The sequence below is a fragment of the Pseudomonas arcuscaelestis genome, from assembly GCF_016881005.1.
Taxonomy (GTDB): domain Bacteria; phylum Pseudomonadota; class Gammaproteobacteria; order Pseudomonadales; family Pseudomonadaceae; genus Aquipseudomonas; species Aquipseudomonas arcuscaelestis.
Map to the genome: position 1 here is coordinate 58,459 of NZ_JACOPV010000005.1, position 11,791 is coordinate 70,249.

Annotated in this window: 10 protein-coding genes and 5 tRNA genes; 10 read left to right on the plus strand and 5 right to left on the minus strand. The window is 58.6% G+C overall.

Annotated elements, in window-relative coordinates; genetic code table 11:
- Nucleotides 1–59: 59 nt before the first annotated feature.
- A complete protein-coding gene (locus H8F21_RS08750; protein WP_203479179.1) occupies nucleotides 60–1,271 on the minus strand; it encodes a pyridoxal phosphate-dependent aminotransferase in 1,212 nt (403 codons plus the stop codon).
- Nucleotides 1,272–1,438: 167 nt separating this feature from the next.
- On the opposite strand from H8F21_RS08750, the gene msrB reads away from it, so the two are divergent.
- Nucleotides 1,439–1,831 carry a peptide-methionine (R)-S-oxide reductase MsrB gene (gene msrB / locus H8F21_RS08755; RefSeq protein WP_136475150.1) on the plus strand — a complete coding sequence of 131 codons (393 nt, stop codon included), beginning with the start codon at nucleotides 1,439–1,441 and terminating at the stop codon, nucleotides 1,829–1,831.
- Nucleotides 1,832–1,845: 14 nt separating this feature from the next.
- Nucleotides 1,846–2,331 (plus strand): glutathione peroxidase, encoded by a 486-nt coding sequence (locus H8F21_RS08760; protein WP_203542939.1) that lies wholly within the window; start codon nucleotides 1,846–1,848, stop codon nucleotides 2,329–2,331.
- Here H8F21_RS08760 and H8F21_RS08765 read toward each other — a convergent pair.
- Nucleotides 2,324–4,684: a hybrid sensor histidine kinase/response regulator gene (locus H8F21_RS08765; RefSeq protein ID WP_203584236.1), complete on the minus strand. Its 2,361-nt coding sequence runs from the start codon at nucleotides 4,682–4,684 to the stop codon at nucleotides 2,324–2,326. The two genes, H8F21_RS08760 and H8F21_RS08765, sit on opposite strands and share 8 nt — an antisense overlap.
- Nucleotides 4,685–4,766: 82 nt before the next feature.
- Between H8F21_RS08765 and H8F21_RS08770 the strand changes: the two genes are divergently transcribed.
- Both H8F21_RS08770 and H8F21_RS08775 read left to right on the plus strand, forming a co-directional pair.
- Complete coding sequence (locus H8F21_RS08770) at nucleotides 4,767–5,657, plus strand: ATP-binding protein (protein ID WP_203479176.1); 891 nt, start codon at nucleotides 4,767–4,769, stop codon at nucleotides 5,655–5,657.
- On the plus strand, nucleotides 5,654–6,136 hold the full coding sequence (locus tag H8F21_RS08775) for a GAF domain-containing protein (protein WP_203479175.1): 483 nt from the start codon (nucleotides 5,654–5,656) through the stop codon (nucleotides 6,134–6,136). The genes H8F21_RS08770 and H8F21_RS08775 overlap by 4 nt, the downstream gene beginning before the upstream one ends.
- Nucleotides 6,137–6,209: 73 nt before the next feature.
- Here H8F21_RS08775 and H8F21_RS08780 read toward each other — a convergent pair whose 3' ends face one another.
- A complete protein-coding gene (locus tag H8F21_RS08780; protein WP_203584237.1) occupies nucleotides 6,210–6,977 on the minus strand; it encodes a hypothetical protein in 768 nt (255 codons plus the stop codon).
- Between the two features lie 334 nt (nucleotides 6,978–7,311).
- Here H8F21_RS08780 and H8F21_RS08785 point away from each other — a divergent pair.
- The 5 genes from H8F21_RS08785 to H8F21_RS08805 all read left to right on the plus strand — a co-directional run bounded on the left by H8F21_RS08785 (nucleotide 7,312) and on the right by H8F21_RS08805 (nucleotide 7,895).
- Nucleotides 7,312–7,387 (plus strand) — tRNA-Glu (locus H8F21_RS08785).
- 2 nt (nucleotides 7,388–7,389) lie between these two features.
- A tRNA-Gly gene (locus tag H8F21_RS08790) sits at nucleotides 7,390–7,465 on the plus strand.
- 103 nt (nucleotides 7,466–7,568) lie between these two features.
- Nucleotides 7,569–7,644 (plus strand) — tRNA-Glu (locus tag H8F21_RS08795).
- A gap of 4 nt (nucleotides 7,645–7,648) precedes the next feature.
- Nucleotides 7,649–7,724 (plus strand) — tRNA-Gly (locus H8F21_RS08800).
- Nucleotides 7,725–7,819: 95 nt separating this feature from the next.
- Nucleotides 7,820–7,895, plus strand: a tRNA-Gly gene (locus tag H8F21_RS08805).
- A 99-nt stretch (nucleotides 7,896–7,994) separates the two neighbouring features.
- On the opposite strand, the gene H8F21_RS08810 is transcribed toward H8F21_RS08805, so the two are convergent.
- Both H8F21_RS08810 and H8F21_RS08815 read right to left on the minus strand, forming a co-directional pair.
- Entirely contained in the window at nucleotides 7,995–8,402 is a 408-nt protein-coding gene (locus H8F21_RS08810; RefSeq protein ID WP_203479173.1) for a PA2817 family protein, read from the minus strand.
- 66 nt (nucleotides 8,403–8,468) lie between these two features.
- Entirely contained in the window at nucleotides 8,469–10,916 is a 2,448-nt protein-coding gene (locus tag H8F21_RS08815; RefSeq protein ID WP_203584238.1) for an acyl-CoA dehydrogenase, read from the minus strand.
- A gap of 184 nt (nucleotides 10,917–11,100) precedes the next feature.
- Between H8F21_RS08815 and H8F21_RS08820 the strand changes: the two genes are divergently transcribed.
- A complete protein-coding gene (locus tag H8F21_RS08820; protein ID WP_203584239.1) occupies nucleotides 11,101–11,724 on the plus strand; it encodes a glutathione S-transferase family protein in 624 nt (207 codons plus the stop codon).
- Nucleotides 11,725–11,791 lie beyond the last annotated feature (67 nt).

Consider the following 11,791-nt stretch of genomic DNA (forward strand, 5'->3'; position numbering starts at 1 on the left):
AAATCAGCCTGTAAGGCCTGCACCAGAAAGGATGCAGGCTTTCGGCAGGGCTTTGACAGTTATTGCTGATATGTCTTCAAGAAGTTTCCGATACGGCCAATGGCCTGTTCCAGATCATCGACGCGCGGCAGGGTTACCACACGGAAGTGATCGGGCCATGGCCAGTTGAAGGCGGTGCCCTGGACAATCAACAGCTTTTCCGACAGCAGCAGGTCGAGAACGAACTTTTCGTCGTTGTGAATCGGGCAGACTTTCGGATCGATGCGTGGGAACGCATACAACGCGCCCATTGGCTTGACGCAGCTGACGCCGGGAATGTCATTGAGCAGCTCCCAGGTGCGATTGCGTTGCTCAAGCAGGCGACCCTGTGGCAGGACCAGGTCATTGATGCTCTGGTAGCCGCCCAGGGCGGTCTGGATGGCATGCTGGCTCGGCACGTTGGCACACAGGCGCATGTTGGCCAGCATGTCGATGCCTTCGATGTAGCTCTGAGCGTGCTGCTTGGGGCCGGAAATGGCCACCCAGCCGGAACGGAAGCCCGCAACGCGGTAGGACTTGGACAAACCGTTGAAGGTCAGGCAGAGCAAGTCTGGCGCCAGCGAGGCGGTGCAGATATGAACGGCTTCGTCGTAGAGGATCTTGTCGTAGATCTCGTCGGAGAACACCACCAGGTTGTGCTGGCGTGCCAATTCGAGCATGCCCAGCAGCAACTCGCGCGAGTACACCGCGCCCGTCGGGTTGTTCGGGTTGATGATCACCAGGGCTTTGGTGTTTGAGGTGATCTTGGCCTTGATGTCGTCAAGGTCCGGGAACCAGTCGGCTTGCTCGTCGCACAGGTAGTGCACGGGGTTGCCGCCCGCCAGGCTTACCGCAGCAGTCCACAGCGGGTAGTCCGGTGCCGGAATCAGCACTTCGTCGCCGTTATTGAGCAGCGCTTGCATCGACATCACGATCAGCTCGGACACGCCGTTGCCCAGGTAGATGTCTTCGATGCCGACACCTTCGACCTGTTTCTGCTGGTAGTACTGCATCACCGCCTTGCGTGCGCTGAATAGGCCCTTGGAGTCGCTGTAGCCCTGGGCAGTTGGCAGGTTGCGGATTACATCCTGGAGGATTTCGTCCGGCGCTTCGAAACCAAACGGCGCAGGGTTGCCGATGTTCAGCTTGAGGATGCGATGACCTTCCTCTTCCAGGCGTTTGGCGTGCTTGAGCACCGGGCCGCGAATGTCATAGCAGACATTGGCGAGCTTGTTCGATTTGCTGACCTGCATGATGTGATCCCGATTAGAAAAGATCGCCGCGCACTGCGCTGTGAAATCGTTTGAAAAGCGTGTAACGCGGGTGCCAGACTGATGTCTGATGAGGCGCAATAATATACGTGCCGACCGCGTTGGGGAAAAGACGCAACGCGGGGTTTTTAGTCTGCCGAGGCCTGCATATGGAAAAGATAGAGAAAACTGCGGAGCAATGGCGTGCCATGCTCGATCCCGAGCAGTACAACGTCTGCCGCTTGAAAGGCACCGAACGGCCGTTCAGCGGTAAATACAACGGTACCAAGACCGAGGGTGTCTACCACTGCATTTGCTGCAATGCTCCACTGTTCGATTCCAAGGCCAAGTTCGACTCCGGTTGTGGCTGGCCAAGCTTCTACGAGCCGATCGAGGACAGTGCGATGATCGAAATTCGTGACATCTCCCACGGGATGATCCGAACCGAAGTCACTTGCGCGCAGTGCGATGCCCATTTGGGGCATGTGTTTCCCGATGGCCCGCCTCCGACCGGACTGCGCTACTGTATCAACTCGGTCTGCCTGGACCTGGTTCCACGCTAACAGAGGATAGGGTCATGGCCGACGCATTGTTGAGTATTCCTTGCATCACCCTGGCGGGTGAGAAAAAGACCTTGGCTGATTTTCAGGGTAAAGCGCTGTTGGTGGTCAATACTGCCAGCCAGTGCGGCTTTACCCCACAGTACAAGGGCCTGGAACAGCTATGGCAGCGTTATCGCGAGCGCGGGCTCGTGGTGCTGGGTTTTCCCTGTAACCAGTTCGGCAAGCAGGAGCCGGGTGACGCCAGGGAGATCGCACAGTTCTGTGAGATGAATTTTGGTGTCAGCTTTCCGCTGTTTCGCAAGATCGAAGTCAATGGCGGCAGCGCTCATCCCTTGTTCGCCGAACTGAAGAAGCGCGCCCCCGGCTTGTTCGGATCACAAAATATCAAGTGGAACTTCACCAAGTTCCTTGTCGAGCCGGGTACTGGCAAGGTCACGCGTTACGCGCCGAGCACCAAGCCGCAGGCGTTGAGTGCGTCGATCGAGAAAATGCTCACGTAGTCACCAGCGGTACCCAGTGATCAATCAGGGCCAGGAGCTCTTCGCGACGGAAGGGCTTGGCCAGATAGTCATTCATGCCTGCGGCGCGGCAGCGTTCACGTTCCTCGGGCATGGCATTGGCCGTCAGGGCGACGATTGGCAGGTTAGGCCAGCGTCCGCTCTGGCGGATTCTGCGGCTTGCTTCGTAGCCGTCCATGACCGGCATATTGCAATCCATCAGCACCATGTCGAAAGCGGTGTACTCCAACTGCTCCAGGGCCTGGGCGCCATTGGCGGAAATATTCACTTCGCAGCCCAGCTTGGCCAGCATGCCTTTTGCCACCAATTGATTTACCGGGTTGTCTTCCACCAGCAGGATGCGGGCGCGGCGTTGGCTGTGCGAGGCGCCGTTCTGTGCGTTGGCGTGAGCACTGTCGGTGCCATGAAGTGTGCGGCGCAGAATCTGGTACAGGGCGTTGCGTGCCAGCGGTCGCGCCAGTTGTTGTAATGGCGCCAGTTGCGCGGCCTGGTCGCTGGGCAGAAAGTTGCCATAGGCGGTTACCAGCAGAATCGGTGCGCCGATCTTTGGGCGTAGGTCGAGCAGGCTGTCAAGGTCGTCGGTAATCAACAGGTCGGGAGCGGGCTCGGCAATCGATTCGGCGTGTTCGTAGCGTCGATAGTCCAGGCTCCAGCCCGGCAACAGCATCTGCAGCAACTCGGCCAGCCCGCTGCCTGGGTTGGTGAGGATGGCGACTTTACCGTGCAGGGGGGCTGCGGGCACTGCCGGGGAGTGGCAGAGCAGAGGGAGTTCAGCGCTGAACTGGCTGCCGAAGCCGGCTTGCGAATTGATGCTCAGGCGGCCCTGCATGGCTTCGCAAAGATTGTTGGTCAGGGCCAGGCCCAGGCCGGTGCCTCCATACTGGCGGGTGATACCTGCACCCGCCTGGATAAAGGGCTGGAAGATTCGCGCCTGGGCTTCGTGGGGAATGCCGATACCGGTGTCACAAACGTCCAGGCGGACCCCACCGGGGTGGGCGCGCAGGCGTACATCGACACGCCCAAAACGGGTGAACTTGAGCGCGTTGGAAAGCAGGTTGCTGATGATTTGCCGCACCCGGGTGGGGTCGCCCAGCACCATGGCGGGAAATTGTGGGTCGATCAGGCAAGTCAGTTCGACGCTGGGGGCTGCGTTCTGCGACAGCAAGTTGGCCGTGTCTTCAACCATGGCGCCAAGGTCGAAAGGGATGCGCTCAAGCTCCAGTTGACCAGCATCGAATTTGGACAGGTCGAGAATGTCATTGAGCAGCTCGACCAGGACCTTGCCTGAGTCGTGGGCAATCGACAACTGCTGACGCTGTTCGGCATTGAGCGGGCTGTCCAGCGACAGGGCAATCATTCCCAGCAGGCCGTTGAGCGGTGTGCGAATCTCGTGACTCATGTTGGCCAGGAAGGCCGCTCGTGCCTGAGCCATGTCCAGGGCTCGGCGCCGCGCTGCGTCGAGTTCGTCATTGGTTTGACTCAAGCGCGCGTTGCTGGTCTTGAGCTCATTGGTGCGGGCCGAAACAGCGTCCTCCAGTTGGTTCAGGTAAGTGGTCAAGCGGTTTTCCGCATTGCGCCGTTGCTGGATTTCGGTCGCCATGCTGACAAATTGCTGGTTGGCGACTTTGACCAGTACGCCGATCTCATCCTGCTCGTGGCCGGGAGGGAAGGACAGCTTGGACTGTTCCGGTTGCCGCAAGTCGCGGTTGGCGAGGGCGCTGATGATGCGAACCAGGGGTTTGGTCAGCATGAAGTAGAACAACGCCATGAGGATCAGGGTCAGCACCAGGCTGCGAATGAAACCACTGAGCAGGGTGATCTCGGCGCGCTTGAGGAAGTGGTTGCCGAAGGCGAACGTGTCGACTTCCAGGTAGAGGGTGCCGAGGTTCTCCGTCGGCATGCTGCTCAAAAACAGCGGATGTTCGAACTGCCGGTTCTCGCCGAACAGAAAATCGCTGATAAACCGGTAACGGCTTTCTTCGCGTGGACGCTGGACGTCGGCCAGCACTGTGTCGTTGTTGTCGATCAGGCGGGCGCGGATAATCGCCGGAGATTGCAGCAGGCCACCGGCCAGTTCCTGCGCCAGCTCCGCGTCGATGTTGTAGGCGATGCGCGAGGCCGGGTTGTGACTGATTTGCAGCAGCGCCTGCATCTCACGGTTGATGGAGGCGTCTTCACTGGCATAATCGATTCCGATCTGGATGAGACTAAGCAATGTACCCAGGATGAAGCCGACCAGGACCGTCAGCCGGGCTTGCTTGAAGGACAGGCGATTGGTGAACTTGATATCCATGAGACCCGAGCCAGTTTCACATTCCGTGCGCTGCGCAAGCATAGCCGATCAGCCCCGGCAACTGGCACGTTCTGTCACACATTCAGCAATGCCGTTGACCTTGCATCTATCTTGAGGAATCGCTGTGGACTCTCGTTTGAATTCGTTTCTGGAGCGCGCCGAAACCGTGCTGGCCCGCCTTGAGCCTTTGTTGCCTGCACTGCGCCAGCAGATCGACTGGAGTCAGTGCCTGGCCGCACGCTGGCAGCGTGACGGTCGCAGTGGCTACTTGCTGCCGCTGGAAGTCAGCCTCGACATGCGCCTGTCCGATCTTATTGGTGTAGACCAACAGCGGGAGCAACTGGGACGCAATACTCGCCAGTTCCTTGATGGCATGCCCGCCAACCACGCGCTGCTCTGGGGTTCGCGCGGCACCGGCAAGTCTTCGCTGGTGCGTGCCCTGTTGGCGGAGCATGCCAAGGCAGGCTTGCGTCTGATTGAAATCGAGCGCGATAACCTGGCTGACCTGCCGCGCGTCGTGGAGCAATTGAGCAAGTTGCCCCAGCGTTTTGTGCTGTTTTGCGACGACCTCTCGTTCGAGGCCGGGGAGGGCGACTACCGGGTGCTCAAGAGTGTGCTCGATGGCTCGCTGGAGCAGGCGCCTGATAACGTGCTGTTGTACGCAACCTCTAACCGCCGGCACCTGGTGCCGGAAAAGCAGAGTGATAACGAAAACTGGAAAATGATCGACGGTGAACTCCACCCCAACGAGGCGGTGGAAGACAAGATTGCCTTGTCGGACCGTTTCGGTCTGTGGCTGTCGTTCTACCCCTTCACCCAGGAGCATTTCCTCAATGTTGTCGAGCACTGGATCGGCCAGCTGGCTGCCAGCGCAGGGCTGACCTGGGAACGAAGTGAAGCGCTGGACATTCTCGCCGTGCGCTGGGCAACCGGTCGCGGTAACCGTAACGGCCGTTGTGCCTATCAGTTCGCTCGCTACTGGGTTGGACTGCAATTGTTGGAGCAGAAAAAATGATCGACCTCAACGCCTCGGGCGCAGGTCTGGAAGGCTACGGCTTACTGGCTGCACAGTTGGAAGCTCTGTTTGCCGATGAGCGTGATTTCATTGCCAATGCCGCGCAGTTTTCGGCCTTTCTCTACAGTCAGGTTGAAGACTTGAATTGGGCAGGCTTTTACCTCAACCGCAACGAAGAGCTGGTGCTGGGGCCGTTCCAGGGCCAGGTTGCCTGCGTGCGTATCCCGTTTGGTCGAGGTGTGTGCGGCGCGGCGGCGGCCAGTCGTGAAACCCAGCGCGTTGAAGATGTGCATGCGTTCCCTGGGCATATTGCCTGCGACAGCGCATCGAACAGCGAACTGGTGATTCCGCTGGTAAAGGAAGGGCGGTTGATTGGCGTGTTGGACCTGGACAGCCCTCGCCTTGCACGTTTCAGTGCAGCGGATCAGGCGGGATTGGAGCGCTTGGCGGCGATCTTTTTGCGCCTGACCGATTGCTGAGGTAGGGCCTGCCAGTGGGAGCGGGCGTGCCTAGCGATAGGCATTCCGGCTCCCATGCATTAACACGCACTGATCAGTCGTAGATGACTTTTTTCTTCCAATCTTCAGTTGTATCGGTCTTCAGGCCTTCAGTCAGCTCGTTGACTTCGTCTTCGGCAGGCTCAAGCTGGCTCAGGACCTGGGCATTAGCCCGGGCCAGCAGCTTTTCCATGTACTCGAGTTGCTCGCGATACACCGCAGGGTCCTGTTGCTTGCGCAGGTACTGAACGCCGCGTTCAAAGGCCAGGCGCGCATGCCCAGGCTGGTTCTGCTGCAGGGCTTGTTGGCCCAGGTTATTGAAAAACTCGATATGCAACAGCACCAGAATGTGGCGTATTTCCTTGACCCAGTACTTGGCTTCGTTGGTGGGCAGAAAACCTTCCTGAGCTGCACGGGTAATCTGGTTGTGCATGCCTTCAAGTAGAAAGCGTACATCCTTGGCGCGCGCTTCAGTCTGGATAGGTGCCGGTGGGTTGTTCACCGGCAGCGACTCACCTTGTGCGATCAGGCCTTCAAGTTCGGCAATCCGCGCGCGGATATCGCGGTTGTTTTTGTCCAGGGCCAGCTGGCGTTGGGTGATGTTCAGTTCGAGGCGGGTCAACAGCAGTTTCAATGCCGGGTTCATCAACTGGCCAGGAAAGGTTTCGGTGATCTCGCCACAGCGGCGCAAGCGGTCGGCCAGTTCGATTTTCAGCCGGGCACGCTCAAGCTTGTTGTTCTCGACCACATTGTTGAGGTAGCCGATCACGATCAATAACGCGATCCCTGCAACTATAAGCAGGGTGATCATAAGTGGTGTCACCGTTAACGCCTCATACAGGATGATTTACCATTTGAGTGTAGTGGCTTCGCTTTTGGGCGGATAGAGCTGTTTGGCGGGTGTCGTGGGCGCGATGATGGCATTTTGTACATAAACCGCCGCAGGCGTTGGGTTTCAGCCATGGCGGGTGCCAGAAAATAAACGTCAAGGTTCAGGCGTGCGGATGTCTGTGAATCCTTGCGAAGCGCAGGGAAGTCATTGATTTAAATAAATTTATACATAGGGGTTGACGGGTTGCCAAAGCATCCCTAGAATGCGCGCCACTTGCAGCGTAAAGCGAACAGCTAAACGCGGCAGGGAGTGAATGTTGTAGTGTGTCCCCTTCGTCTAGTGGCCTAGGACACCGCCCTTTCACGGCGGTAACAGGGGTTCGAGTCCCCTAGGGGACGCCATTGCGGGAATAGCTCAGTTGGTAGAGCACGACCTTGCCAAGGTCGGGGTCGCGAGTTCGAGTCTCGTTTCCCGCTCCAGTTTACAAAGGCACTGCTTAATTGCGGGGCTTGTAAAAATCCAGAATGCACCTTTAATGGTTGGTTCTGGTAACTGAAACATGCATTGCATGTTTTGGGCGTCGTCCCCTTCGTCTAGTGGCCTAGGACACCGCCCTTTCACGGCGGTAACAGGGGTTCGAGTCCCCTAGGGGACGCCATTTTGCGGGAATAGCTCAGTTGGTAGAGCACGACCTTGCCAAGGTCGGGGTCGCGAGTTCGAGTCTCGTTTCCCGCTCCAAATATGGCGCTCCAGCGTTTAATAGCGCTGTAGTGATGAGTCAAAGGGTTGTTTGCCTTTTTTCTCGCCGAGTAAAATCGGCAGCTACAAAATTTGCGGGAATAGCTCAGTTGGTAGAGCACGACCTTGCCAAGGTCGGGGTCGCGAGTTCGAGTCTCGTTTCCCGCTCCAAACAGAAAAACGCCGTTCGTTTGAACGGCGTTTTTTTTCGTCTGGAATTTGTTTGCTGACTGAGGCGGCAGAACTTTTCAATCCTGCCGCCTGTGCGGATCAGTGCTTGCTGTCGTCGTCGGACATGCTCAACAACTGCTTTTCCTGGTTCCAGTCAAACGGCTCGTCATTCTCCTCGGCTTCAAAGCGGCGCTCTTCCAGGGTCTGGTAGATCATCTGCTCTTCATCAGGCATGTAGTGCAGGCAGTCACCGCCGAAAAACCACAACAGATCGCGCGGCACCAAGTGGGCAATTTGTGGGTAGCGTTGGATGATCTGGCAAATCAGATCCTGACCCAGGTAGGTGCTTTCCGGATCAACCGGAAGTTGTAGCATCAGGTCATCGAAGCGCTCGAGAAACAGCGCGTGACTTTCTTCCGGTACTTGCTCGGCTTCGCCCAAGGCAGCCAGGATGGTACGCAGGTGGGTAAGCAGGGCGAGATGATATTCCAGGCGATCGGTAGCCATGCTGGCGATCCTCTTGAGCAAAACGGGCGCGGGAGTATACGGCCCCCGGCGCCCGATGTCCCGCCGTTAACGAATTTTGCCGGGGCTAGGCAGTAGCGCCTCCTTGCTGAAAGCATCGACATCAATCACGGTGCGCCGCGCCGCTTCGGCAGCATGCAGTGTTTGCGCCTCCGTGGCGTGTAGTACGCCAGCGCGCAGGGCTGCGTCGATTGTCGACTCACCGGGTGTCGGGCTCACCTTGCCCTCCTTGAGCGCCTGATGCAGTTTTTTATGCAGGGGTGCGCATTCATCGAGCAGGGTGCAGGCGTGCTGCAGGGCGCCGACCGGATCGTTGGCATCCACCGGGCGGTAGCAACCAGCAAGCAGTTCCTCTAGCGCCGGATCGCCCTTGGCGCGTCCGATCAAGGCGGCCACTTCGGCATCCAGGGCATCGCTCGGGCCGGTATGCCTGCGGCCGAAAGGGAATACCACTGCACGCAAGGCGCAGCCGAGGAAACGATTGGGGAAGTTGTCGAGCAGACGGTCCAGGGCTTTTTCAGCCTGGCCCAGACTCTCTTCCATGGCCCAGCGCAGCAGTGGCTGCAAATGCTCCGGAGCCCCCAGGTCGTGATAGCGCTTGAGCGCGGCAGAGCTCAGGTAAAGATTGCTCAGTACATCACCCAGGCGAGCCGAGAGGCGCTCGCGGCGCTTGAGCTCGCCACCGAGCAACATCATGCTCATGTCGGCAAGCATGGCGAACGCTGCGGCCTGGCGATTGAGTGCGCGGAAGTAGCCTTGGCTGAGGGCATCGCCCGGAACCCTCTCGAAATGGCCCAGTCCCAGTCCAAGGATCAATGTGCTGGCGGCATTGCCGATTGCGAAGCCGATGTGCTGCATAAGCAGTTGATCGAATTCCTTGAGTGCCTGATGGTGGTCTTCGCGTCCGGCCAGGGCCATTTCCTTGAGCACGAAAGGGTGGCAGCGGATGGCACCCTGACCAAAGATCATCAGGTTGCGCGAGAGAATATTGGCGCCTTCGACCGTGATGAATATTGGCGCACCTTGCCAATTGCGCCCCAGGTAGTTTTTCGGCCCCATGATGATGCCCTTGCCACCGTGCACATCCATGGCGTGCTGGATGCACTCGCGGCCACGCTCGGTCAGGTGGTATTTGAGCACAGCGGAAAGCACCGAGGGTTTTTCGCCCAGGTCCACGGCCTTGGCAGTTAGCAGCCGCGCGCTGTCCATCAGAAAGGCATTGCCACCGATTCGCGCCAGTGATTCCTGAATGCCTTCAAAGGCCGCCAGCGGTACGTTGAACTGTTCACGTACCCGTGCATATTGGCCGGTCACCAGGCTGGTGTATTTGGCTGCCCCGGTACCCACTGCCGGCAGGGAGATCGAGCGGCCCACCGACAGGCAATTCATCAACATCATCCAGCCTTTGCCGAGCATGCTCTGGCCACCGATGAGGAACTCCAGCGGGATAAACACATCCTTGCCGCTGTTAGGCCCGTTCATGAAGGCAGCGCCCAGCGGCAAGTGGCGCTGGCCGATCTCGACGCCGGGCGTATCAGTGGGGATCAAGGCCAGGCTGATACCCAGCTCTTCTTCTTCGCCGAGCAAGTGTTCCGGGTCGTAGGCCTTGAACGCCAAGCCCAGCAAGGTGGCTACAGGGCCGAGGGTGATGTAGCGCTTTTCCCAATTAAGGCGCAGGCCGATGACTTCTTCGCCTTGCCATTGGCCTTTGCAGATAACACCGGTATCGGGCATGGCGCCGGCATCGGAGCCGGCCAGTGGTCCGGTAAGGGCAAAGCAGGGAATTTCTTCGCCACGGGCCAGGCGCGGCAGGTAGTGCTGGCGCTGTTCGTCGGTGCCATAGTGCAGTAGCAATTCAGCCGGGCCGAGGGAGTTGGGAACCATGACCGTCGAGGCCAGATCGCCGCTGCGGGTGGCCAGTTTCATCGCTACTTGCGAGTGGGCGTAGGCCGAGAAGCCTTTGCCGCCATACTCCTTGGGGATGATCAGGGCAAAGAAGCCATGGGACTTGATGTGCTCCCAGGCCTCTGGCGGCAGATCCAGGTCTTGGCCGATCTGCCAGTCGCTGACCATGGCACACAGCGCTTCGGTGGGGCCGTCGATGAAAGCTTGTTCTTCTGCGGTCAGTTCAGCCTTGGGGTAATCGAGCAAGGTGTTCCAGTTCGGACGGCCGCTGAACAGTTCACCATCCCACCATACGGTTCCCGCATCGATAGCTTCACGCTCGGTTTGCGACATGGGCGGCAAGGTGCGCTTGAACCATCCGAACAAGGGGCCGCTGAAAACCCGGCGACGCACGTCGGGGAGCAGTACCAGTGCGGCCTTGGCTGCCAACATCAGCCAGAGGATCGCCAGCAGCCAGCCAGGCGCATGGCTGAAAATACCCATCAGCAGTACATATGCTGCAAGCACCGCCAGGGCAGGCACGGCGGCGATGCGACGGTGGGCCATATAGGCGGCGCCGATCACCAGAATTACTAACCACAACAGCAACATGTCCATTCCTCCGTGAAACGAAAAAGGCATTGCGCGAACCATCAGAGCTTAGACCGCATCCGACAATCGGCTGGTCAGAACAGTGACAGGTTGTGGCTGCAGGAGTTCGTTGGGGGAGTAGGGCAATTGTCATGGCTGATGTCTGCGGTAGACTGGACGGCCGCACATTCATCAGGACGTCGTCATGCTCAAGATCTGGGGCCGGAAGAATTCGACCAATGTCAGGAAAGTACTGTGGTGCGCTGAAGAGTTGGGGCTGGAGTATGAGTCGGTAGATGCCGGTGGGGCTTTTGGGTTGGTCAACGAGCCCCAGTACCGGGCGCTCAATCCCAATGGCCTGGTGCCTATGATCGAAGATGACGGGCTGGTGCTGTGGGAGTCCAATGCCATCGTGCGGTATCTGTCGGCGCGCTATGGTGCCGAATCTGGCTGGTATGTGGATGACGCGCGCCAGCGTGCCGAGGCAGACAAATGGATGGACTGGACCACGTCATCGCTAGCCGCGCCCTTCCGGCCTCTGTTCTGGGGGATTCTGCGAACGCCCGCCGAGCAGCAGGACTGGGTGGCGATCAACGCGGCGCACAAAACCTGCGCACAAATGCTGTCCATTGCCGATCAAGCCCTGGCTCGCCAACCTTACTTGTCCGGTAGCGAGTTGGGCATGGGCGATATCCCGCTGGGCTGCTTTGCCTACGCCTGGTTCGAAATGCCCATCGAACGTCCAGAAATGCGCCATTTGCGCGCCTGGTACGAACGTTTGCAGGAGCGCCCGGCCTTCCAGGCCGCGGTGATGACAGCACTGACCTGAGTCCAGCGGTCAAGCTGATAGTTATTATCGATACACATGACTGTACTTGTATGGCCTGGACAAGCAC

Excerpts from the sequence above, each read along its gene's own strand:
- H8F21_RS08750 (WP_203479179.1), bottom strand. The coding sequence starts at position 1,271 with ATGCAGGTCAGCAAATCGAACAAGCTCGCCAATGTCTGCTATGACATT.
- msrB (WP_136475150.1), top strand. The coding sequence starts at position 1,439 with ATGGAAAAGATAGAGAAAACTGCGGAGCAATGGCGTGCCATGCTCGAT.
- H8F21_RS08760 (WP_203542939.1), top strand. The coding sequence starts at position 1,846 with ATGGCCGACGCATTGTTGAGTATTCCTTGCATCACCCTGGCGGGTGAG.
- H8F21_RS08765 (WP_203584236.1), bottom strand. The coding sequence starts at position 4,684 with ATGCTTGCGCAGCGCACGGAATGTGAAACTGGCTCGGGTCTCATGGAT.
- H8F21_RS08775 (WP_203479175.1), top strand. The coding sequence starts at position 5,654 with ATGATCGACCTCAACGCCTCGGGCGCAGGTCTGGAAGGCTACGGCTTA.
- H8F21_RS08810 (WP_203479173.1), bottom strand. The coding sequence starts at position 8,402 with ATGGCTACCGATCGCCTGGAATATCATCTCGCCCTGCTTACCCACCTG.
- H8F21_RS08815 (WP_203584238.1), bottom strand. The coding sequence starts at position 10,916 with ATGTTGCTGTTGTGGTTAGTAATTCTGGTGATCGGCGCCGCCTATATG.
- H8F21_RS08820 (WP_203584239.1), top strand. The coding sequence starts at position 11,101 with ATGCTCAAGATCTGGGGCCGGAAGAATTCGACCAATGTCAGGAAAGTA.